The following is a 22,684-nucleotide window of genomic DNA, read 5'->3' as shown; positions in this document are numbered from 1 at the left end:
GTCGTCTTATGAGAGCTTTGGTGCCCACGTATTAAGTATTATACTCCGCTCCTCGCCTTATAGACTCCTTGCTCTTGTTGAAGTTGATCTTCGTACATATAGATTAAGAAAATGAACAAAGGTAATTTAATCGAGAATTATGCCATAGCGTTATTTAATAACGCTATGGCTGGTAATATACAAGATAAGATCTTTGAAGAAATTACTTCTATAAACCATATAATTACCGATAATTTTGATATTAGAGAGTTCCTATTTTCTCCTATAGTAAATAAGAACGACAAAATTAACGCAGTCAATTCGTTAGCAAAAAATATCAAAATTAGCACAATAGTACAAAATTTTTTATTGTTATTGGTAAAAAATTCTCGTACTGCTATTTTATCTAATATAGTAGATGCTTATAATACTTTACTATATGAAAGTAAAAATATAAAGATAGTTCAGGTTATTGCTGCAAATAAGTTACAACCTAAAGAGCAGGAGTGGATTAAATCTCGTATAGAAAAAGAATTAAATCAAAAAACAGAAATATTATTTGATATAGATAATACTATTATTGGCGGTATTATAATTAAATATGATAGTATGTTGCAAGATTACTCAATAAAAGGTAGTTTAGAGAAAATAATGAAAGCTTTAAAGACAGTTAATATTGCTGCATAGATATTTATATAGTCATTGCAAGGAAATTACGAAGTAATTGACAAAGCAATCTCAGGATATTTTATGAGGTTGCCACGAAGCCTACGGCTGCTCGCAATGACAAGAAAATTAGGAGACATAAACCACATGAAACTAACGCCTATTGAAGTAGCTGAAATATTACAAAAGGAAATAGCTAATATTAATTGCTTAAGTGAGCTTGAGGAAGTAGGGCAGGTAATAACCGTCGGTGACGGTGTAGCCCAAATTTACGGTCTTGCTAATGTAAAATCCGGTGAAGTAGTAGAATTTAAATCCGGTGTTAAGGGCCTTGTTTTAAACTTGGAAAACGATAGTGTTTGTGCTGTAATTATGGGGGATGATAACCAAGTACAGCAAGGTGATAATGTCAAAAGAACTAAAAAAGTTTTAGAAGTACCGGTAGGAAAAGCTTTGCTTGGTCGTGTTGTTGATGCTCTAGGTAATCCTATTGATGGCAAAGGCGATATTGCAAGTAAAGAGTACAGACATATCGAGATGAAGGCTCCGGGGATAATAGAAAGAACGAGCGTGAGCGAACCCGTACAAACCGGAATAAAGGTTATAGATTCGTTAATCCCAATAGGTAGAGGACAAAGAGAGTTAATAATCGGTGATAGGCAAACCGGAAAAACGGCTATAGCCGTTGATACTATTATTAATCAAAAACAAGCTCATTCACTTACTGATGAAAGTGATAAAATTTATTGTATTTATGTAGCTATTGGGCAGAAAAGATCAAGTGTTGCACAAATAGTAAAAAAACTAGAAGATGCTGGAGCCATGGACTATACACTCGTTGTTTCGGCTACTGCTTCGGAAGCTGCAGCTCTTCAATTCATTGCTCCTTATTCTGCCTGTAGTATGGGCGAATATTTTCGTGATAACGGCATGCACGCACTTATTATTTATGATGATTTAAGTAAGCATGCCGTTGCATATAGACAAATCTCATTATTACTTAGAAGACCTCCCGGGCGAGAAGCCTATCCCGGCGACGTGTTCTACCTGCATTCAAGGTTGCTTGAGCGTGCTGCTAAAATGTCAGAGGAAAAAGACAGCGGTTCACTTACTGCTCTTCCTATAATCGAAACGCAAGCAGGTGATGTATCCGCATATATCCCAACAAATGTTATTTCGATTAGTGATGGTCAAATTTTCTTAGAAAGTGAGCTATTTTATAAAGGCATAAGACCTGCTGTTAATGTTGGTATTTCGGTAAGCCGTGTTGGTTCTGCAGCACAAATAAAGGCTATGAAGCAGGTAGCAGGTTCGGTAAAGCTAGAGCTTGCTCAATTTAGAGAGCTTGAGTCTTTCTCGCAATTTGGATCAGATTTAGACCCTACCACTAAAGCACAAATCGATCACGGTAAAAGATTAGTTGAGATATTAAAACAAGCTCAATATCATCCTTTTCCGGTAGAAGAACAAATAGTAAGTATTTATGTCGGAACTAAGAAATATTTAAATGATATCCCGCTTCAGAAAGTAAAAGAATTTGAAGATAAAATGCTTACGGAAATAAGGTTAAATAAAAAAGATATTTTGGAATCAATAAAAAACGAGCAACGTATAACCGAAGAAACCGAGCAGAAACTGAAAGCATTTTTAGAAAACTTCGTTAAGGAATTTGTTAAATAAGATGATGTTGTTTTTGTGTGGATACTAAATCGTCATTGCGAGCGATTGACAGGAGCATGACAATCTCAGGATATTTGATGAGATTGCAACCGAGCTTCGTTCCTCGCAATGACATAAAAATACTAAATAAATATGTCAAATTTAAAGCAATTAAGAACTAGAATTAAAAGTGTTAAATCTACACAAAAGATTACTAAAGCAATGCAACTAGTATCAGCTTCTAAAATGGCAAAAATAAAGAGTCAAATAGCCAATTCAAATTTTTATATTGAGGCTATTAGTAAAATGATGTCTGCTATATTATTAATTGATATATATGAGTTATCTATAGAAGAGCAGAAATTTTTTAATATCGTGCCGAATAAAGCAAATTTATTGATAGTTATGACATCACAGCGTGGTTTATGCGGAACATTTAATTATAGTATAATTAAGCAAGTTAAGAATGATATTAAAGAGTTAGAAAATAAAGGCGAACAAATAAAACTTATCATTATTGGAAAAAAAGGTTACGAAGCACTAAAAAGACAATATGTAAATTATATTGATAGTTATTTTGAGTTACCCAAAATTCATGATGAAAATCTGATGCTACAAGTAAAACAAAAAATTATGTCGGCAGTAGAAAATCTGGAAATTAGTAATTGTGTTATATATTTTAATAAATTTAAGAACGCAATGACCCAAATTATGACTAGACAACAGATTTTACCGGTAGCAAAATATCAAGATGATTCTATGATAGGTAATCCTATAGTTAATTTAGTCGGATTCGGATACAAGGAACGAGGAGCAAAGCCTATAAATAATAGGAGAGCGACGAGTGACATAGTAGGCGAGTCCAAATCAATTGACTATAATTATGAATATGAGGGAGAGAATCTCATTTCTAATCTAATTAATTTATATGTGAATTCCCAAATAAATTATGCTTTACTACAAAGTAGAGCAAGTGAGGAGGGAGCTAGAATGACCGCTATGGAAAATGCAACAAATAATGCTAATGCTTTAATAAGCAAGTTAGTTTTAAAACTAAATAGATCAAGACAGACTATTATTACTACAGAATTAATAGAGATTATAGCTGGTTCAGAAGCGGTTTAGATATACTCGTTTAATTTGAAAAGTTGGCGTCGTCGTTGTTTTATATTTTGATCCTCACGTACTAGTATGTACGCTGTCAAAAAATATGAAATGCCTTGCTCTTTTCCACATTAAACTGCGTCTATCTGTCTTTCATTTTATTTGTAGTATATTTTTTAACAAAAGAAAAAATCATGACAAAAAATATTGGAAAAATTACTCAGATTATTTCAGCGGTGGTGGATGTAAAATTTACGAATAATGGTGAGTTGCCGGAAATTTTAAATGCTCTAGAGTGCTATAACGATAAACAAAGGATAGTACTGGAAGTGGCACAACATATAGGTGATAATACGGTGCGTTGTATTGCTATGGATTCTACGGAAGGGTTAGTGCGGGGCGCAGAAGTAATAGATACAGGCAGTCCTATTAGTATTCCTGTAGGTACTGAGACGCTTGGGCGTATTATGAATGTTGTAGGTGAGCCGATTGACGGTAAAGGAGAAATTAAAAGCTCAAATATTTCTTCTATATATAAGCCTGCTCCTGATTTTACCAATCAGTCAACCGAGTGTAATATATTAGTAACCGGTATTAAAGTTATTGATTTACTTGCTCCTTATACTAAAGGTGGTAAAATAGGACTATTCGGTGGTGCAGGAGTCGGTAAAACCGTGCTTATAATGGAGCTTATTAATAACATAGCTAAAGCACACGGCGGTTATACGGTATTTGCAGGAGTCGGTGAGAGAACTAGAGAAGGTAATGATCTTTACCATGAAATGATTGACTCGGGTGTTATTAACCTTGCAGAGCCTGAAAAGTCAAAAGTAGCTTTAGTTTATGGACAAATGAACGAGCCGCCGGGAGCAAGGGCAAGAGTTGCGTTAAGCGGTCTGACCATTGCGGAGAGTTTTAGAGATATGAATGAAGGGCAAGATGTTTTGTTTTTTGTAGATAATATTTTCCGTTTTACTCAAGCAGGTTCTGAAGTATCGGCGTTACTCGGTAGGATTCCGTCAGCGGTAGGGTATCAGCCTACTCTTGCAACCGATATGGGCGAACTACAAGAGCGTATCACCTCTACTAAGCATGGCTCAATAACTTCCGTGCAGGCTGTATATGTACCGGCGGATGATTTAACTGATCCTGCTCCTGCTACTTCTTTTGCACATTTAGATGCTACAACGGTACTTAGCCGTCAGATCGCCGAGTTTGGGATTTATCCGGCAGTTGATCCGTTAGATAGTAATTCGCAGGTACTTGATCCGATGATTGTTGGTGAAGAACATTATAGTATAGCAAGACAAGTGCAGCAGGTTTTACAAACTTATAAATCGTTGCAGGATATTATCGCTATTTTAGGTATGGATGAGCTATCCGAAGAAGATAAACTAACCGTGGCACGTGCTAGAAAAATACAGCGTTTCTTATCGCAGCCTTTCCATGTCGCTGAAGTATTTACCGGAGCTGCAGGCAAATTTGTTGATCTAGCCGATACTATCGCAGGCTTTAAAGGACTTGTAGAGGGTAAATACGATGATTTACCAGAAGCTGCCTTTTATATGGTCGGAACTATAGACGAGGCTATAGAGAAGGCGCAGACGTTGAAGTGACGTTGATGTCATTTCCGCGTAGGCGGGAATGACGTAGTAATTTTACTATATTATTCTATGAATGCAACAATTCTAGTCAAAATAATTACTCCTTTAAGTATTGCATTTGAAAAGCAAGCTAAAATGGTAACAATGCCGGGTGAGGAGGGTATGTTTGGGGTGCTGTCGGGTCACGTTCCGATGCTTGTTAGTTTAAAAGCCGGTTTAGTGCAGGTTTGTATAGATGATATGCATAAATCCGAAAACACTTATCTTATTTCCGGCGGTGTAATCGAAGTAATGGCAAATTATATTAATATAGCTACGGAAACGGCTATTAACGTTACGAATTTAAGTGAAGCGGAAATAGCAACTAAGCTTCTCGATCTTCAAAAATCTTTATCAGCTCAACATTAATTTGTTTGAAAAATCTACGTTTGGGGATAAGGTTATTTTAATGTCATTGTAAGGCTTTTTTCTGTCATTGCGAGGAGTGAAGAAGTGATGCGGCAATCTTGTCAAACTTCCTGAGATTGTCACGCAGTCTACGGCTGCTCGTAATGACGATGTTCATTCCACATAATCAAGTGAGAAACAAATGTTAAAAGTACATAATTCAGAATATATACAAGAGTTATCAGTCGATAATACTTCATACAAAATTTACGATATAAATAAAGCGGCAAGCGATATCGATCTTCCCTTAAAAAAGCTTCCATATAGTTTAAGAGTATTATTTGAGAATGTATTACGTTCTAATGGTTCAAAGCAAAGCTTACTTGTATTTAAAGAATGGCTAAAAACTAAAAAATCTGATGCGGAAATAGATTTTATGCCGGCAAGAGTTTTGATGCAGGACTTTACCGGTGTGCCTGCTATTGTAGATTTGGCAGCTATGCGTGATGCGATCAAGAAAATAGGAGGCGATCCGTTAAAAATTAACCCGCTTATTCCTGTTGATTTGGTAATAGACCATTCCGTAAGCGTTGATTCTTATGCAGCTAAGGATTCATTCGATAAAAATGTTCAAATGGAAATGAAACGTAATATAGAGCGTTATGTATTTCTTAAATGGGGGCAGCAAGCATTTAATAATTTTAAAGTAGTGCCACCGGGTACGGGTATTTGTCATCAGGTAAATTTAGAATATTTAGCAAAAGTCGTGTGGCATAAAGACGGCACCCTTTATCCTGATAGTTTAGTTGGAACAGATAGCCATACAACTATGGTGAACGGTTTATCGGTGCTTGGTTGGGGAGTCGGCGGAATAGAGGCAGAAGCTGCCATGCTAGGTCAACCTCTTACTATGATCCTGCCGGAGGTGATTGGGGTAAAACTAACAGGAACATTAACAGGCATAGCTACCGCAACCGATTTAGTTTTAACCGTTACCGAGATGTTGCGGAAAAAGAAAGTAGTAGGTAAATTTGTCGAGTTTTTCGGTGAGGGGCTTAAAAACCTAACAATTGCCGATCGTGCTACTATTTCTAATATGTCGCCTGAATACGGTGCTACTTGCGGCTTTTTCCCGATTGATCAAGCAACTATAAAATATCTAGAGCTAACAGGTAGAGAAAAAACGCAAACCAGATTAGTAGAGAAATACGCAATCAAGCAGAATCTTTGGTATGATTTTGAACATGCGGCAGAATATACTGAGGTTTTAGAGCTAGATTTATCTACGGTACATAGTTCACTTGCCGGTCCAAAACGTCCGCAAGATCGAGTAAACTTAAACGATGTAGCAAGTAATTTTAAATATGAATTACCGAATTTTGCTTTAGAAAATAAAGACATTGATAAAAAATATGCTGTAGCAAATCAGAATTACGAAATCGGTAACGGCGATGTGGTAATTGCAGCAATTACTAGCTGTACTAATACTTCTAATCCTTCGGTTATGATTGGTGCAGCACTGCTTGCTAAAAAAGCACTAGAACACGGGTTAAAGGTAAAACCTTGGGTTAAAACTTCTCTTGCTCCTGGTTCAAAAGTCGTAACGGAATATTTGAAGCTTAGCGGTCTTGATAAATTTTTAGATGAATTAGGGTTTAATCTAGTAGGTTACGGCTGCACTACTTGCATCGGTAATTCCGGATCTCTAAATCCAGAAATAGAAGAAACTATTAACAAAAACAGGCTAGTTGTTGCTTCTGTTTTATCTGGTAATAGGAATTTTGAAGGGCGAATTAATCCGCTTACTAAAGCAAGCTATCTCGGCTCGCCTATTTTAGTTGTAGCATATGCACTTAGCGGCACTCTTAATATAGATCTAACAAATATGCCTATAGGAGAAAATATTTATTTAAAAGATATTTGGCCAAGCAAAGAAGAGATAGATGAAGTTATTGCAAATTCAATTAATTCCTCTATGTTTATAGAAAAATATTCTGATATATTTAGCGGAACGAAAGAGTGGAAAGATTTACAGGTTACTAATAGTTCTACTTATAACTGGAATAAGAATAGTACCTATATTAATAATCCGCCTTATTTTGAGGATATAGGCAGCAAGAATAATATACAAGATATAAAATCTGCAAAAATTCTAGCAATTTTTGGTGATTCTATTACTACCGATCATATTTCGCCGGCAGGTAGTATTAGTAAAACCAGTCCTGCTGCTAAATATTTAATGGACCATCATATAGAGCCTCTAGATTTTAACTCTTACGGATCACGTAGAGGAAATCATGAAGTAATGATGCGTGGCGCATTTGCTAATATTCGTATAAAAAATGAGATGTGTCAAGGTGTAGAAGGCGGGTTTACCATAAACCAGTTAAGTGGCACGCAGCAAACTATCTACGATGCAGCTATGGACTACAAAGCTCATGATGTATCGGTAGTGATTTTTGCAGGTAAAGAATATGGTAGTGGCTCATCTAGAGACTGGGCAGCAAAAGGGCCTGGGTTGCTTGGTGTAAAGGCAGTGATTGCCGAGAGCTTTGAGCGAATACATCGCTCAAATTTAGTAGGTATGGGTATTTTACCACTAACTTTTACCGGCAATAATACAAGATTAGATTTAAAGTTAGACGGTTCAGAAACTATTGACATTATAGGCTTAAGCGAGAATATAAGCTCTTATAATCCTGTTAAATGCGTGATAAAAAAACAAACCGGTGAAATAAGAACAATCGATTTAATATTGCAAATATTTACGGATAATGAGATAAATTATATAAAGCACGGCAGTATTATGCATTTTGTGGTAGAGAGTTTGAAGGGGTAGTTTGCTGGTATCGTCATTGCAAAGAAATTGCGTAACAATTGTACGTACGCAATATTAGGAGTTTGTTATTATTTCATGAGATTGCCACGCAGCCTACAGCTGCTCGCAATGATAACTCAGATAGCCATGCAACAACGCTACACGGGAACGACATAAAAAGGTAAAAATATGGACAAGCATCTTAAAGAATATACCGAGAGCGGTAAGAAAAATTTAATTGTGGTATATATATTATATTTATGTGGGATCGTAGCTCCGATATTGCCGTTAATCGGGGTATTTTTTGCATATCTTAACAAAGATAAAGGCGATAACTTTGCAATTAGTCATTACGTGTTTTTATTTCGTACTTTTTGCCTTGGGGTTCTTGGGTGGATTGTATGTTTTGTATTTACGTTTATCATGATTGGAGTAGTACTATACTTTATACTCGCTGTTTGGTATATACTTCGTGTTGCCATCGGTTTTAAATATATGATAGAAGACAAAGCATACCCAAACCCTATGACTTATTGGATAAAATAAAAATGATAAAGCTGAACATAGACGGCTCTGAAATAGAAGTATCAGAAGGTAGCACTGTTTATCAAGCCTGTACACAAGCAGGAAAAGAAATCCCTCATTTTTGTTATCATGAGCATCTAAAAATCGCTGGTAATTGCCGTATGTGCTTGGTTGAAATGGAAAAATCACCAAAGCCTATAGCTTCTTGTGCTATGCCGGTAAGTAACGGTATGGTTATTCATACCGATACGCCTATGGTAAGAAAAGCACGTGAAGGAGTGATGAAGTTTTTACTGATTAACCATCCTTTAGATTGTCCTATTTGTGATCAGGGCGGAGAGTGTGATTTACAGGATCAGGCTTTCAGATACGGCAAAGGTACTAATAGGTTCCACGAAAATAAGAGATCTATTAAAGATAAATATATGGGACCGCTGATTAAAACAGCAATGACTAGATGCATACAATGCACAAGATGTATTAGATTTGCGAGCGATATAGCGGGAATAGAGGAAATGGGCGCTATTCACCGTGGAGAACAAATGGAAGTAACTTCATATTTAGAGCAAACTTTAGATTCCGAAATTTCCGGTAATATGATCGATATTTGTCCCGTCGGTGCTTTGAATTCTAAGCCTTATGCTTTTAAAGCTCGTAAATGGGAGCTAAAACATACCGCTAGCATTGGAGTGCATGATGCCGAAGGCTCTAATATTCGTATTGATAGTAGAGGCGATGAGGTAATGAGGATATTACCTCGTGTTAATGAAGAAATAAATGAAGAGTGGCTTTCGGATAAGAATCGTTTTAGTTATGATGGTTTAAAATATCAGCGCTTGGATCGTCCTTATATCAGAAAAAACGGTAAGTTAGTAGAAGCTAGTTGGAGTGAAGTTTTAAAGACAGTAGCGGATAAAATAAAATCCGTAAAATCAGCAAAAATTGCTGCTATTGCTGGTTCTCTCTCTTCTGTTGAAGCAATGTTTATGTTAAAAACATTATTGCAAAAGCTTGGCTCTAATAATTACAGTGTTAATCAGTTTGACTATAAACTAGATACCACGCAGCGAGGCAATTATTTATTTAATACTACTATTGCAGAGATAGAAAAGGCTGATTTATGTTTGCTAATCGGAGCAAATCCAAGGCAAATAGCTCCAGTATTAAATAGTAGAATAGGTATGCGAGTACGTGCCAATTCACTAAAAGTAGCAAGAATAGGTAGAGGGCATAACCAAACCTATAAAATTCAGGATTTAGGAAGTGATATTAAGATTATTGAGGAACTAGCCATTGGTACTCATGAGTTTACGCAAGCCTTAAAAGCGGCAAAATATCTGATGATTATAGTAGGTGACGGTGTATATGCAAGAGGTGACGGATATGCTATATTGTCGCTTATTCATAAGATAGTGACTGAATATAATATTATGCGTGATGATTGGAAAGGCTTTAATATATTGCATAATCACGCTTCTATAGTTGGCGGTCTTGATATTGGTTTTAATACTCCTATTAGGCTTGAAGAGTTGGAACTCGCTTATTTACTTGGAGCGGACGCCGTCCCATTTGATAAGCTGAAATCGACTTTTATAATATATCAAGGACACCACGGGGACGTAGGTGCTAGCAGTGCTGATGTAATTTTACCTGCGGCTGCTTATACCGAGCAGAGCGGAATTTACGTAAATTTAGAAGGTAGACCGCAAATAGCAGAAAAAGCAGTATCGTCTGTAGGAGTAGCTAAAGAAGATATAGAAATTATTAAAGAGCTTGCCGGTTATCTAAAAATAGATATCGGAATGGATAATTTGCAAGAAGTAAGAGTAAGACTTGCTAAAGAATATAAGGTATTTGCTAGTATTGATAGAATTATAGAAAATAAATTTAGTAAGTTTAGCTCTAAAGATAAATTATCAAAAGAGCCTATAACTGCAGAACCTATTAATTATTATATGACTGACGTGATTAGTAAAAATTCGGTCACTATGGCTAAGTGCGTTGAGGCTAAGGAAGCAAGAGACGAGGAGGCGGCATGATGAAAAATATGCTATTCTCACCCCGTATGTCATTCCCGCAAAAGCGAGAATTCAGCTCTTTTTTTGTAAATTATTTTCTGGATTCCCACTTTTGCGGGAATGACATAATAAGAGTACAATTATGCTAGAACTCTTTTTTGAATATATTTCTCCGTTAATTATCATCGCTCTAAAGGTAGTTGCAATTACTATCCCTTTAATATTGTGTGTTGCGTATTTAACATATGCAGAGCGTCGTGTTATTGGATTAATGCAGCTTCGACGAGGACCTAACGTTGTCGGTCCGTTTGGATTACTTCAGCCTATTGCCGATGCGGTTAAGCTCTTATTCAAAGAGCCGATCATTCCAACCAATTCCGATAAAATATTATTTATTTTAGCACCGATGATAACTTTTATATTAAGTTTAATTGGTTGGGCAGTTATACCATTTGCAAAGGACTTAGTTCTGGCAGATATTAATGTAGGTGTTTTATATATTCTTGCTATTTCCTCTTTAAGTGTTTACGGTATTATTATTGCTGGCTGGGCTAGTAACTCAAAATATGCTTTTTTAGGAGCTATACGTTCCTCTGCCCAAATGATTTCTTATGAAGTGTCGATGGGGCTGGTTATTATTACCGTGCTACTTACTACCGGTACTCTCAATTTAAGTGAGATCATTGAAGCACAAAGAACAATACCGTGGTGGATTGATTTAATACTACTACCTATGGGTATCGTGTTTTTTATCTCGGTGCTTGCCGAAACAAATAGATTACCTTTTGATTTACCTGAAGCAGAATCGGAGTTAGTCGCTGGCTATAATGTTGAATATTCCTCTATGGGATTTGCTTTATTTTTTCTAGGTGAATATGCTAATATGATATTAGTTAGTGCAATGACTACGACTTTCTTTTTAGGAGGTTACTTGCCGCCCTTTAATATATCGTGGTTAGATTGTATTCCAGGGTTCTTTTGGTTTGTATTTAAGGTTGGATTCTTATTGTTTTGTTTTTTATGGATTAGAGCAACCTTACCAAGATATCGCTATGATCAATTAATGCGACTTGGCTGGAAAGTATTTTTACCTCTAACTTTATTTTGGGTGGTGTTAGTATCAAGCGTGCTTATTTATACAGATAATTTACCGAGTATTTAGGTGTTATTGTCATTGTTGCTTGAGTGGTTTACCCGTTATTGCGAGGAAATTACAAAGTAATTGACAAAGCAATCTCAGGATATTTGACGAGATTGCCACGCAGCCTACAGCTGTTCGCAATGACGACTCGGTATCCATGTGGATGATGCCCCGCAGAAATACATCGATCTTTAATATATAATTTTTATGATAAACTATTTAAAATCGTTTTTTCTATATGAGATAGTAAGGGCGATGGCTTTGACTTTAAAGTATTTCTTTAAGCCCAAAGTTACCATAAATTATCCTTATGAAAAAAGCCCTGTTAGTCCAAGATTTAAGGGTGAACATGCCCTGCGTCGCTATGAAAACGGTGAAGAACGCTGCATTGCGTGCAAGCTCTGTGAGGCGATTTGTCCGGCACAAGCGATAGTAATTGAAGCGGACGAACGAGAAGACGGCAGCAGGCGTGCTACTCGTTATGATATAGATATGACAAAATGTATTTATTGCGGATTATGTCAGGAAGCTTGCCCTGTAGATGCAATAGTTGAAGGTCCTAATTTTGAGTTTGCAAGTCTAACTCGTACCGCACTTATTTACGATAAGGAAAGATTATTGCAAAATGGCGATAGATGGGAACAGGCACTCGCTAGTAAACTACACAAAGATTACGAGTATAGGTAATATACTCGTTTAGTTACTCTTCATTTATTCGGAATATATACGTATATTATGCTATTGTGGTTCTGTTACATTTAATGCATTCATTACATTATTCATACCGAATAAGAGGAACTTATAAAATATAGTACTAATGAGCAATATTTAGAGCTAAAATCATATTGATAAGGATTTATATGAACAATTAAAGGGTTGCCTCCAAAAGAGAGTTAGAAGACAAGAGAATTAGTTATAAGAATAATATAGAGAAGTTACTAAAACACATGCTGTAAGTACAATAATGGATTATTCAATTTGGATTATAGTTAGCCTTATATTTTTTATTGTACATTGGGAGATTTATAAAAATATGCAAAACAATAATAATTAATCAAGCTGTAATATCTGTGCAGATTTTATAGAGCTTTCTAGATGAGAGGATAGAAGAACAATACCACCGCTATTTGCTTTCATGACAATTAGATTATTTAGTAAATCCCTATTTTCTTTGCTTAAGTTAGTTTCAACTTCATCAAGTAGCCATAAGTCAGATTGGCAAGCAATAAGCCTTGCTATGGCTACGATTTTCTGCATTCCGCTAGATAAACTATAGCATTTTTTATCTAATAAGTCGTGTAATTTGAAGTAATGAATAGCAGCATATAGGGTTTCAGCAGAATTATAAATTTCCGACCAAAATTTTAGGTTCTCAAAAATAGTCATTTCTGATTTTAGACCTAAATTATGACCGATATAAGTGCAGTAAAGTTTAGCGATATTGTTAATATTACAGTTTCTATAGTAGATATTACCGCTACTCGGTTGCATAATTCCTGCTATCATTCGTAGCAACGAGCTTTTCCCACAACCGTTAGCTCCTTTTATATATGTAATAGAAGAAGGAAGAAAAGTAATATTTAGATCAAATAAGTTTTTAAATTGTAATTGATGAAGTGATAGCATGTCCTTGTCATACCGTGGTTTGACCACGGTATCCATAAAAGCAATTCAAAATACTAATAATTTTACTAGATATCGTGGTCAAACCACGGTATGACATCTGTTGCTTTTTAATAAATTTAATTTTCATGATGCTCTTCTGGTGTGGCCCCAGTTAATTCTGTATTATCTTGTTGATTATTATTACCAATTCCAAGTTTCTCACGAGCATCTCTTTAAGCTTCTTTATGATCTGATGCATCAGGATTTACCACATGACTTATATCTATGCCTGTTACCTTATGAGCTTCTTGACCTAGTTTTTTAGTTGTGTTGTTTAATTCATGGTTAATTTTTTAGCTTCTTTTACTATTTTTCATATAAACCTCACTTTTAAGTTCTATAATTAGAGTAACATTTATATTTTTTGTAAGCAATTAAAATTTTACCAGCAAATTTTCCACTGATAAGCTAAATACATTTAAAATAGAACTCGGCATTAGACCAAAGTAAATAATTAATAATATTAAAGGAGCTATTGAGATTATTTCGTATTTATATAAATCTCTGAAATGCATAATTTCTTTATTGGTAATTTCACCGAGCATTACTTCTTTGTATAATTTCAGCATGTAAACCGCCCCGAAGATTATGCCGAGAGCTGCTATAAAGGTTGCTACTACATTCACCTTATAAATCCCAAGCAGGCTTAAAAATTCTCCAATAAATCCACTAGTTCCGGGTAACCCGACAGAGCCGAGCATTGCAATCATAAAAAATGCGGTAAGCACCGGCATTTTTCTTGCTACACCACCATATTTAGCTATTTCTTTTGTATGTAATCTTTCGTACAAAGTACCAACTATTAAGAATAGACATGAAGAAATCACGCCGTGGCTAAGCATCTGAAATATTGCTCCGCTAACTCCGACTTTAGTAAAGCTAAAAATACCTATCGTAACATACCCCATATGCGCAATAGATGAATATGCTATCATCTTCTTCATATCTTTTTGAGCAAGAGCAACGAGTGATGCATATATTATAGCAATAACGCTAAGGTAAATTACGTGGATTGCAAATTCTTGTGATACACTTGGACATAGAGGTAGTAATACTCTTAAAAAACCGTAACCGCCAAGTTTTAGCAAAATACCGGCAAGAATAACCGAGCCGCTGGTTGGAGCTTGTACGTGTGCATCGGGTAGCCAAGTATGAAAAGGAATCATAGGGATTTTAACAGCAAAAGCAATAAAGATAGTCCACCATAAAATTTGCTGAGCAAATAATGGAATATTATCAGTAAGCTGAAAGATATAGGTTAAATCAAAGCTATGCATTTTGCTATAAATATAAATTAATGAAAGTAGGAAAAATACAGAACCAAAGAACGTATATAAGAAGAACTTAAGAGCCGCATATATTCTATTCTCGCCACCCCATACGCCGATAATAATATACATCGGCACTAATATTGCTTCAAAAAACAGATAAAACAATAGTAAATTTACCGAGGTAAATGCCCCTATACAAAAAGATTCCATTAATAAAAAACATACAAAATATTCTTTAATATATTTTTTAACAGTAAATAAGCTTCCAATTATACAAATAAGAGTAAGAAAAGAAGTTAGAACTACAAAAAATATTGATATACCGTCAACGCCTACATGGAATTCAAGCCCAATCTCATCAAGCCAAGCGTAGCGTTCAACAAATTGATAAGCAGGGTTTGAGGAGTTAAACTCTATTAAAATATAGATAGTTGAGATGAATGTTAAAACAGAACTAAGCACTGCAACATACATTACATATATCGGTTTATCTGCTTTTTTACTTTGACTAATAAACAGTAAAATATATAGCACGCTTATTAGCGGCAGAAAAATACTGATAGATATAATAGGTAATTCTAACATTCTTTAAGATTTTATGAGTTTTTTTCTGTCATGGCGCAGCAAATTATGAAGTAATTGATGAAGCAATCTTAGGAATTTGTTATTATTTCATGAGATTGCCACGCTCTCTACGTTCGCTCGCAATGACGGTTTTAGTTTTTAACGCAAATAACATCAGTACATTATGTTTTTCCAAACAAAATAACTAATTGTGACAACAATAAATGATACTATATACAAAGCATAATTAAAAACATATCCTGTTTGTATTTTGCCGGTAAGCACGCTAAAGCAATTAACGACTCGTGAAAAACCGTTTGGTCCAAAACGATCGATTATTTGTTGATCGCCAAGATAAAATAAAGAAGCTAAACAGTTAATAGGTTTCACAATTAAGCAATTATATATTTCATCGAAGTAATATTTATTGCGTAATATGTTGGGAATTAATACAAGGGGTATCATCCCGCGGTTTAACCGCAGGATCCAGGCATTTTTAATATTTTTACTGGATTTCTGCTTTTGCGGGAATGACATAATAGTACTTGATTTATATAAGTAGATCCCAGTAGCAATTCCTACTATACCGACTACCATAGGCAGTAGCTTAATATATAAAGGCGGGTGGTTAATTAGTAACTTATAAATATGTAAATTAAATAGGCTTGTATGGAAATAACCGTTTGGTTTGTCCATAGCAAGTAAATAATAACCGATCATACCGCTAAAAAAGCTCCCGGCGACAAGTAATATAAGTGGATTATTCATTACTTTAGCCGGTTCGTGAGCATGCTCAAAAACATCTTTTTCTAGCTTAGTTTTGCCATGAAATACCAACATAATAATCTTCATTGAATAAATAGCTGTAAGTATTGCTGCTGCTATTCCAAAAATAAACATAAACGAGCCGTTACTATAAGCTGCTTCTAAAATCGAGTCTTTAGAGTAAAATCCTGCCAAAGGATAAATCCCTATTAGTGCAAGTGAGCCGATTAAGAAGTTGCCATAAGTTACCGGCATTTTATTTCTTAAATCACCCATTTTAAAAATATCCTGCTCGTGAACGATATGTATTACGTTGCCGGCTGATAAGAATAATAAGGCCTTAAAAAAGGCATGAGTTACTAAGTGAAATATTCCGCTATTATAGGCAGATACTCCGCACGCCATGAACATATAACCAAGCTGACTGCAAGTTGAGTAAGCAATAATCTTCTTGATATCGCTGTGCATAATAGCAATGCTTGCAGCAAAAAGACAAGTAATACCGCCGATAATCGTAATAAATTGTAGAATTAAAGGGCTATATTCAAATAAATATGAGCAGCGTGCTACTAAGAATACTCCTGCCGTTACCATGGTTGCTGCATGAATAAGTGCAGATACCGGAGTTGGTCCTTCCATCGCATCAGGAAGCCATACATGTAAACCGATCTGTGCAGATTTACCCATACAACCGATGAATAATAATAAACAAATAATGTCTAGAATGGAAAAATGTGAAAATATTTTTATATTAGATAATAATCCTGCAGATGACAATACATCTTTGTAATTTGCCGAGTCACAATAAACAATAATCGTCATTACACCTAAGATAAAAGCAAAATCACTGGCTCTATTTATTATAAAAGCTTTAATCGCTGCTTTATTGGCTGATTCTTTTGAATACCAAAAACCTATTAGTAAATATGAGCACACGCCGACGCCCTCCCAACCAAAAAATAACTGTAAGAAATTATCGCTAGATACTAGCATTAACATAAAAAAAGTGAATAAAGAAAGAAAAGACAAGAAGCGTATAATCCCCTTATCTTTGGCCATATAGCCAAGCGAGTAGATATGCACGACGCTTGACACCCATGTTACGGCTATAAACATTATGCTAGTTAGCTGATCGATATAAATCGACCAATTTACTTTAAAATTTCCAACCTCAATCCATGGTAATAATTTAATATGAATTATATTCCCGTCTAAGCCCGTATCGCAAAATATTATTAATGAGAATAAGGCAGATAAAGATAAAAAGCCGGTTGCAATTACTTGCGCTAATTTTTTGTCTATTAACCTTACGAATAGCCCATTTATTATGCTAGATACAAGCGGTAACATAATAATCATTATAGAAATATTTTGATACATCATTATCCCCACATCTGATTAATGTCGGTAATTTCAATTGAGCCTTTATTACGGAAATATATTAGTAATATTGCAAGCCCGATTGAGGTTTCGGCAGCTGCTATGGTTAAGATTATAATACTAAAAATTTGTCCTGATAATTCTTGCATATATACGGAAAATGCAACAAAATTTATGTTAACTGCAAGCAGCATTAACTCAATAGACATTAATATATTGATAATATTTTTGCGATGCATAAATAATCCAAACATTCCAATAGTAAAAACTAAGCTGCTTAAGATTAAATAATGATTAAGCGAAATATATTCATTCATATTTAATATTCTCAACACCTTTATTTAGAATAGGTTTTGTCATTAATACAGTATTTTCTTTATTGTGACGTAGTTGTTTTGATATATCTTGACGTTTTACTCCCTCACGCTCCTTTAGTGTTAACGTAATACATGCAATCATAGCAACAAATAATATAAGACCCGCCATTTGAAACGGTAGCATAAAGTCTGTGTAGAGTACGCCTCCTATTGCTTTAGTATTTGAGATATTATTTGTTATGGCAAACGATACATTGGAGTTGAAATTAATATTTTTAGTACCAAGTAAAATAACTATTACTAAATCGGCAAACATAATCAAAGCTATAAAAATACTTAAAGCTAGATTTGTTTTTAGCTGCGTTATTGTCTTATTAAAATGCATATCTAGCATCATTATCACAAATAAGAATAATACTGATACAGCTCCAACATAAATCACTATCAGCATCATAGCTAAAAATTCTGCTCCAAGCAAAATCATAAGCCCTGCACCGTTAATAAATGCAAAAATTAACCATAATACCGAATATACGGAATTTTTGCTTAAGACAACGCATAAGCTACTAATAGTTATTAATGTTGCAAATAAATAAAAAAATATAGGCATGGTGTTTATATAGATTGTGTCTTATCTCTATTTTATCCTCGTAAAACTCGTTTTACAACATTAGGTTCTTTCTCAATAATCTTAAGAAGTAATTTTGCAGCTCCGGTAGGTAATCTTCTGCCTTGTTCCCAATTTCTTAAAGTTGCAACACTCACTCCAAATGTTGTAGCAAATTGTTGTTGTGTTAATTTTAACTTATCTCTTGCTTCATGCACGTCTATATTAGATAATTTTATATCATGTTTATTTACTTTTAATTTTCCTTTAGTGTATAAAACAGCCTCTTGCATTCCAATTAATATACTTTTGTCGGTTTGATTAGTATTTTTATTATTCATTTTTGCCTCGTCTGACATATAATTTTACCAATTCTTCAGTTAGTTTTTTTAATTCATTACAACTATTATGATTAATATTGTCCGTCTTACTTGTTATAAAACCGGTTATTAAAAATACCGACATATTTTCATTGTAGTAAAAATAAATTACTCTTATACGACCACTTTTACCTTTATTATTACTACTTAAAGTAAATCGTAACTTTCTTACACCTTCAGTGCCTTTTATTATATCACCTTGGTCAGGATTAGCAGCAATGTAATGTATTATTTCAAAGCATTCTTTTTCATTAAAATTATTCTTAGCGAATTTTTGAAACTCTGGCAGCTCAACAACTGAAATCAGTTTTTTACTCATAACAATTATACGCCATTGGCGTAGGAGAATCAATAAATAATTTTTGTTTAGTATCATGGATACCGTGGCAAGACCACGGTATGACAGAGTACAAATTGGCTATACCAACAAAGCATTAGAAGCAAATTTCTTGATCATCGGAATAAATAAGCTTTCTAGTTCTTTGCATATTTCTTCCTTATTTTCTACTTTTTGACCTTCTTTACTTAAAGTTAGCTCGCCTTTTTCTACATGACCAAGTACAGCCTCAATGATTGCTTTTTTATCATGTTTACCATCCATATATCTAAGTGCAAACTTCTCAAAGAAATTAACGCTGATCGGTTCATGTTTTAAATTTGTAACCCACATAGAAGGTGTATGGGTTGCTTGATGTATCACCATTTTTGTTGTTTTAGGCTTATCAAGCTCCGGGTTATTTCGATGCTTCTGATTTGTAATACTAATATAACCTTGTAGTACTAGCTTCATTGCATTATTTAAAAACTCAGCTTTGATTTCGTTTAATTTAGTATTATGTAACTTTTTATTAGCTTCAGTAGTTATTTGCTCAAAGCTTAACGGATTATTTAGATTTTCGCTGAAAGTGTATAAAATAGCTTTCATATAAGGCGAACTAGTTGTTAAGTTAGCGTCTTTATTGCCGTTTAAAAAGAATTTTAAATTTTCGGAAGCATTATTAAGATCTACTTCTTTAAGTGGTTTTTCAGGCACTATATTAAAGATTATATTAAATTTCATTATATCATCATTGTTAATATTTCTATTAATTTTCACATCACTATGACATAGTAAAGTGGTTCTAAAACGACGATTCGTAATGAAATCCATATATTGTTCGGTTCTCACTATATCGTTTACCGCTTTTAACTGCTCTACTACTTTCGGCGGCATATTACCGAGATACATAGTCGAAAGATTACAATCGGCTAAATATTGTAAATTGTGTTTTCTTGCTTCATTCATAAATTCATAGAAGTAGAATTGAGCATTTTCTTCTTCTAGATGATCATGACGTAAATAATGATCGGTTTGTTTAGCCAGTAGCTCTGCTTCAGTTTTTAATGCTTCTGCATAAGGAGTTTTAGAGTTTTCTAAGCTATCCTTAACAAATTCTAGTAACAATCTAGATTGAGCTATTCTATCCTGTACATTTGCAAATGAGCTAGAATGATACATCATCATATCTCTAATAGTACGGACCATATTCCAGCCAGGGAGGGTATTATAGCTAATATATGCTATTCCATTTGGACTAAGATTTTTATTACAAACTTCAAAAATTTTATCTCTAACGGTTTTTGGTACCCAAGAAATTACGCCATGGCAAATTATATAATCAAACTTACCGAAAGAATCGTTAATATCGGTTATCGAACAATGATAGAACTCTATATTTTTTAATCCTAGTGCTTTAACATTTTTATTTGCTTCGTCAATTTGTACCTTAGACAAATCAACCCCAACAAAATACGCTTTTGGATAAAGAACTGCATGTGGTATTAAATTACCGCCTGCTGCACAACCAAGCTCTAATATTTTAGCATTCTCGACTTCAGGAGCATTTACACCGAAAAGAGTTGCAAGTGTACTTAAGTGATAAGGATTTGTAAGAGCATATGGGTAGCTTTCATACGGTACTTCATCATAAGTGTTATGATTTGAAACCGCACCGTTAACAACAGATTGTATGGAATGTGTTTTTTTTGCCATCTTATCATGACCGTTAGGGGAAGAGTTAGTAGCTTTTGGAGACATATTTTTTCCTTATATAGTTGAATTATTTGTGTCATCCCGTGGTCAAGCCTCGGGATGACATTGTAGCTTTCATATAAACATTTCACAGAATTATTAAAATGGCAATCTATAAGTAAATCCTACGCCAAATTCTCCAACGGCTATAGTTTTTTTGATAGGATTTGCTGGCATGAATTGCCCCATTTTCATATCAAGTGTATCATAATTAATTCTTACTCTATATGTTGTTTGTAATTTTGCAGTTGCATCAATACTTAAATTTGAAGTTACATCTTGTGAAATTCCAAGACCTGCTTGCCAAGCAACACAATTTTTATGAGTTTTTCTTACTTTAAAATAATCGCTATTTATAACACTCCACCTAGAAGAGGTAGGCTTAACTTTTACTTGTGCTATTCCACCTCCAAGTATTACAAAAGGTGTGAAAGTTTTTATTTTTTCTAAATCATAAATAAAATTTAGTATATATATATTTGACAATACAGTAGTATTACCTGGAGTTTTAGGAACAGTGAGACCATTACTTAAGTTTTGCTTAGGTAATACGTAATGCAGACGATATTTAGGTTGATAAGTTGCTGAGAATTCAATAGCTATCTGTGGATATATTATATAGCCTATTTTCCCACTATACATACTTGATTTTTTTAAAATTATTTTGGTATTTGAATGTTTATGTCGGAATTTACTAACGACTGGTTCAACTATTCCGCCTTCTGCTCCTATATAGAACCCTATTTCTTTTGCGAAAGCAATGTCATTAAAAATGATGATAGTAATAAAAAATGATTTTAGTAATTTAGTCATTATAATTGCTTAAAAAATAAAAAATATTATATACCTCCTTTATTAATGGTCAATCATATTGTTCCTAATTATGGAAGCAATTATACCAAATAGTAATAAAGTAATAGTTATAATGAGCGCAACATATGCCGGAATCGCTATATAATGATGAATAAATATTTTAAAGCTGATAAATATTAAAATTAAAGCCAAAGAATATTTTATATAACTGAAACATTCTACAATTTCTGCTAAACAAAAGAATAACGCTCTAAGCCCTAAAATAGCAAAAATATTTGAAGTATAAATTATATAAACATCATTAGTAATTGCGAATATTGCCGGTATACTATCTATAGCAAAGACTAAATCTATTGCTTCTATCAGTACTAAAGATATAAAAAGGGGAGTACAATATAGTTTGTTATTACGTTTAACAACAAATTTATTCCCTTCAAGGTTAGGAGTAATATTTAGATTTTTTATTATTGACTTGTAAATATAAGAATTCTGTATATCAAAAGTTTTATGTGATAAATAGAAAGTTTTTATACCTGTAGCAATAAGTATTACGGCAAAAATATATAATAACCAGGCAAATTTATTTATAAGAATAATACCGCCGTAAATCATTACGGCTCTGAATATTATTACGCCTATTATACCGAAAAATAAAACACGATGTTGATATTGCCCGGGAATTTTAAAAAATTGGAATATAATAGAGATAATAAAAATATTATCAAGTGACATAGCTTTCTCAATGAGAAAGCAAGTATAATATTCACGAGCATGATCTGCCCCCATATTATAGTAAACAGAGATACCGAATAAACAAGCTATTACAAGATAGAAAAGACTAAAAAGTACGCTTTCTTTAAAGCTCATTATGGTATTTTTTTTGTGTATTATTCCCAAATCGAGAATCAGTAAAGCAGCGATTACCGTATAAAAAATAATCCAACTCATTA

Annotated in this window: 20 protein-coding genes; 10 read left to right on the top strand and 10 right to left on the bottom strand. The window is 34.1% G+C overall.

What is annotated here, in order from left to right; genetic code table 11:
* Positions 1–111 precede the first annotated feature (111 nt).
* The 10 genes from atpH to nuoI all read left to right on the top strand — a co-directional run bounded on the left by atpH (position 112) and on the right by nuoI (position 12,588).
* Positions 112–666, top strand: coding sequence for an ATP synthase F1 subunit delta (gene atpH / locus QUD19_RS01520; RefSeq protein WP_498808329.1), 555 nt, complete (start codon positions 112–114; stop codon positions 664–666).
* A 126-nt stretch (positions 667–792) separates the two neighbouring features.
* Complete coding sequence (gene atpA / locus QUD19_RS01515; RefSeq protein ID WP_498808328.1) at positions 793–2,325, top strand: F0F1 ATP synthase subunit alpha; 1,533 nt, start codon at positions 793–795, stop codon at positions 2,323–2,325.
* A gap of 132 nt (positions 2,326–2,457) precedes the next feature.
* Positions 2,458–3,429: an ATP synthase F1 subunit gamma gene (gene atpG / locus QUD19_RS01510; RefSeq protein ID WP_498808327.1), complete on the top strand. Its 972-nt coding sequence runs from the start codon at positions 2,458–2,460 to the stop codon at positions 3,427–3,429.
* A 173-nt stretch (positions 3,430–3,602) separates the two neighbouring features.
* A complete protein-coding gene (gene atpD, locus QUD19_RS01505; protein ID WP_498808326.1) occupies positions 3,603–5,024 on the top strand; it encodes a F0F1 ATP synthase subunit beta in 1,422 nt (473 codons plus the stop codon).
* 57 nt (positions 5,025–5,081) lie between these two features.
* A complete protein-coding gene (locus tag QUD19_RS01500) occupies positions 5,082–5,420 on the top strand; it encodes a F0F1 ATP synthase subunit epsilon (RefSeq protein WP_498808325.1) in 339 nt (112 codons plus the stop codon).
* A gap of 181 nt (positions 5,421–5,601) precedes the next feature.
* A complete protein-coding gene (gene acnA, locus QUD19_RS01495) occupies positions 5,602–8,238 on the top strand; it encodes an aconitate hydratase AcnA (RefSeq protein WP_498808324.1) in 2,637 nt (878 codons plus the stop codon).
* A gap of 168 nt (positions 8,239–8,406) precedes the next feature.
* Entirely contained in the window at positions 8,407–8,763 is a 357-nt protein-coding gene (locus QUD19_RS01490) for a DUF4870 family protein (protein ID WP_498808323.1), read from the top strand.
* A 2-nt stretch (positions 8,764–8,765) separates the two neighbouring features.
* On the top strand, positions 8,766–10,781 hold the full coding sequence (gene nuoG, locus QUD19_RS01485; protein ID WP_498808322.1) for an NADH-quinone oxidoreductase subunit NuoG: 2,016 nt from the start codon (positions 8,766–8,768) through the stop codon (positions 10,779–10,781).
* Between the two features lie 121 nt (positions 10,782–10,902).
* Complete coding sequence (gene nuoH, locus QUD19_RS01480) at positions 10,903–11,922, top strand: NADH-quinone oxidoreductase subunit NuoH (protein ID WP_498808321.1); 1,020 nt, start codon at positions 10,903–10,905, stop codon at positions 11,920–11,922.
* 186 nt (positions 11,923–12,108) lie between these two features.
* Entirely contained in the window at positions 12,109–12,588 is a 480-nt protein-coding gene (gene nuoI / locus QUD19_RS01475; protein WP_498808320.1) for an NADH-quinone oxidoreductase subunit NuoI, read from the top strand.
* A gap of 363 nt (positions 12,589–12,951) precedes the next feature.
* Here nuoI and ccmA read toward each other — a convergent pair whose 3' ends face one another.
* The 10 genes from ccmA to QUD19_RS01425 form a co-directional block, all read right to left on the bottom strand.
* Positions 12,952–13,527, bottom strand: coding sequence for a heme ABC exporter ATP-binding protein CcmA (gene ccmA / locus QUD19_RS01470; RefSeq protein WP_498808654.1), 576 nt, complete (start codon positions 13,525–13,527; stop codon positions 12,952–12,954).
* Positions 13,528–13,940: 413 nt separating this feature from the next.
* Positions 13,941–15,422 carry an NADH-quinone oxidoreductase subunit M gene (locus QUD19_RS01465; protein ID WP_498808319.1) on the bottom strand — a complete coding sequence of 494 codons (1,482 nt, stop codon included), beginning with the start codon at positions 15,420–15,422 and terminating at the stop codon, positions 13,941–13,943.
* A 153-nt stretch (positions 15,423–15,575) separates the two neighbouring features.
* Complete coding sequence (gene nuoL / locus QUD19_RS01460; protein ID WP_498808318.1) at positions 15,576–17,549, bottom strand: NADH-quinone oxidoreductase subunit L; 1,974 nt, start codon at positions 17,547–17,549, stop codon at positions 15,576–15,578.
* Positions 17,549–17,863, bottom strand: coding sequence for an NADH-quinone oxidoreductase subunit NuoK (gene nuoK / locus QUD19_RS01455; RefSeq protein ID WP_498808317.1), 315 nt, complete (start codon positions 17,861–17,863; stop codon positions 17,549–17,551). The genes nuoL and nuoK overlap by 1 nt, the downstream gene beginning before the upstream one ends.
* Positions 17,856–18,473 (bottom strand): NADH-quinone oxidoreductase subunit J, encoded by a 618-nt coding sequence (locus tag QUD19_RS01450; RefSeq protein ID WP_498808316.1) that lies wholly within the window; start codon positions 18,471–18,473, stop codon positions 17,856–17,858. Before QUD19_RS01450 ends, nuoK begins: the two co-directional genes overlap by 8 nt.
* Positions 18,474–18,505: 32 nt before the next feature.
* The gene (locus tag QUD19_RS01445) at positions 18,506–18,811 is read right to left on the bottom strand and encodes a helix-turn-helix domain-containing protein (protein ID WP_498808315.1); all 306 of its coding nucleotides are present in this window, start codon (positions 18,809–18,811) and stop codon (positions 18,506–18,508) included.
* Entirely contained in the window at positions 18,804–19,169 is a 366-nt protein-coding gene (locus QUD19_RS01440; protein ID WP_498808314.1) for a type II toxin-antitoxin system RelE/ParE family toxin, read from the bottom strand. The genes QUD19_RS01445 and QUD19_RS01440 overlap by 8 nt, the downstream gene beginning before the upstream one ends.
* Positions 19,170–19,268: 99 nt before the next feature.
* Positions 19,269–20,927, bottom strand: coding sequence for a methyltransferase regulatory domain-containing protein (locus QUD19_RS01435; protein WP_498808313.1), 1,659 nt, complete (start codon positions 20,925–20,927; stop codon positions 19,269–19,271).
* A gap of 93 nt (positions 20,928–21,020) precedes the next feature.
* Positions 21,021–21,734 carry an outer membrane protein gene (locus QUD19_RS01430; RefSeq protein WP_498808312.1) on the bottom strand — a complete coding sequence of 238 codons (714 nt, stop codon included), beginning with the start codon at positions 21,732–21,734 and terminating at the stop codon, positions 21,021–21,023.
* Positions 21,735–21,776: 42 nt separating this feature from the next.
* Positions 21,777–22,682 carry a TerC/Alx family metal homeostasis membrane protein gene (locus QUD19_RS01425; RefSeq protein WP_498808311.1) on the bottom strand — a complete coding sequence of 302 codons (906 nt, stop codon included), beginning with the start codon at positions 22,680–22,682 and terminating at the stop codon, positions 21,777–21,779.
* Between the last annotated feature and the right edge of the window lie 2 nt (positions 22,683–22,684).

Source organism: Candidatus Rickettsia kotlanii, from assembly GCA_030295365.1.
GTDB classification, from domain to species: Bacteria; Pseudomonadota; Alphaproteobacteria; order Rickettsiales; family Rickettsiaceae; genus Rickettsia; species Rickettsia kotlanii.
Note: the sequence above shows the minus strand (reverse complement) of the source record. Positions and strands in the feature narration are given on the sequence as shown.

Coding starts and splice junctions, on each gene's coding strand:
- acnA (WP_498808324.1), top strand. CDS start 5,602: ATGTTAAAAGTACATAATTCAGAATATATACAAGAGTTATCAGTCGAT.
- nuoI (WP_498808320.1), top strand. CDS start 12,109: ATGATAAACTATTTAAAATCGTTTTTTCTATATGAGATAGTAAGGGCG.
- QUD19_RS01465 (WP_498808319.1), bottom strand. CDS start 15,422: ATGTTAGAATTACCTATTATATCTATCAGTATTTTTCTGCCGCTAATA.
- atpG (WP_498808327.1), top strand. CDS start 2,458: ATGTCAAATTTAAAGCAATTAAGAACTAGAATTAAAAGTGTTAAATCT.
- QUD19_RS01445 (WP_498808315.1), bottom strand. CDS start 18,811: ATGAATAATAAAAATACTAATCAAACCGACAAAAGTATATTAATTGGA.
- nuoH (WP_498808321.1), top strand. CDS start 10,903: ATGCTAGAACTCTTTTTTGAATATATTTCTCCGTTAATTATCATCGCT.
- atpD (WP_498808326.1), top strand. CDS start 3,603: ATGACAAAAAATATTGGAAAAATTACTCAGATTATTTCAGCGGTGGTG.
- QUD19_RS01450 (WP_498808316.1), bottom strand. CDS start 18,473: ATGCCTATATTTTTTTATTTATTTGCAACATTAATAACTATTAGTAGC.
- QUD19_RS01435 (WP_498808313.1), bottom strand. CDS start 20,927: ATGTCTCCAAAAGCTACTAACTCTTCCCCTAACGGTCATGATAAGATG.
- atpA (WP_498808328.1), top strand. CDS start 793: ATGAAACTAACGCCTATTGAAGTAGCTGAAATATTACAAAAGGAAATA.
- QUD19_RS01430 (WP_498808312.1), bottom strand. CDS start 21,734: ATGACTAAATTACTAAAATCATTTTTTATTACTATCATCATTTTTAAT.
- QUD19_RS01425 (WP_498808311.1), bottom strand. CDS start 22,682: ATGAGTTGGATTATTTTTTATACGGTAATCGCTGCTTTACTGATTCTC.
- nuoL (WP_498808318.1), bottom strand. CDS start 17,549: ATGATGTATCAAAATATTTCTATAATGATTATTATGTTACCGCTTGTA.
- QUD19_RS01490 (WP_498808323.1), top strand. CDS start 8,407: ATGGACAAGCATCTTAAAGAATATACCGAGAGCGGTAAGAAAAATTTA.
- QUD19_RS01500 (WP_498808325.1), top strand. CDS start 5,082: ATGAATGCAACAATTCTAGTCAAAATAATTACTCCTTTAAGTATTGCA.
- atpH (WP_498808329.1), top strand. CDS start 112: ATGAACAAAGGTAATTTAATCGAGAATTATGCCATAGCGTTATTTAAT.
- nuoK (WP_498808317.1), bottom strand. CDS start 17,863: ATGAATGAATATATTTCGCTTAATCATTATTTAATCTTAAGCAGCTTA.
- nuoG (WP_498808322.1), top strand. CDS start 8,766: ATGATAAAGCTGAACATAGACGGCTCTGAAATAGAAGTATCAGAAGGT.
- QUD19_RS01440 (WP_498808314.1), bottom strand. CDS start 19,169: ATGAGTAAAAAACTGATTTCAGTTGTTGAGCTGCCAGAGTTTCAAAAA.
- ccmA (WP_498808654.1), bottom strand. CDS start 13,527: ATGCTATCACTTCATCAATTACAATTTAAAAACTTATTTGATCTAAAT.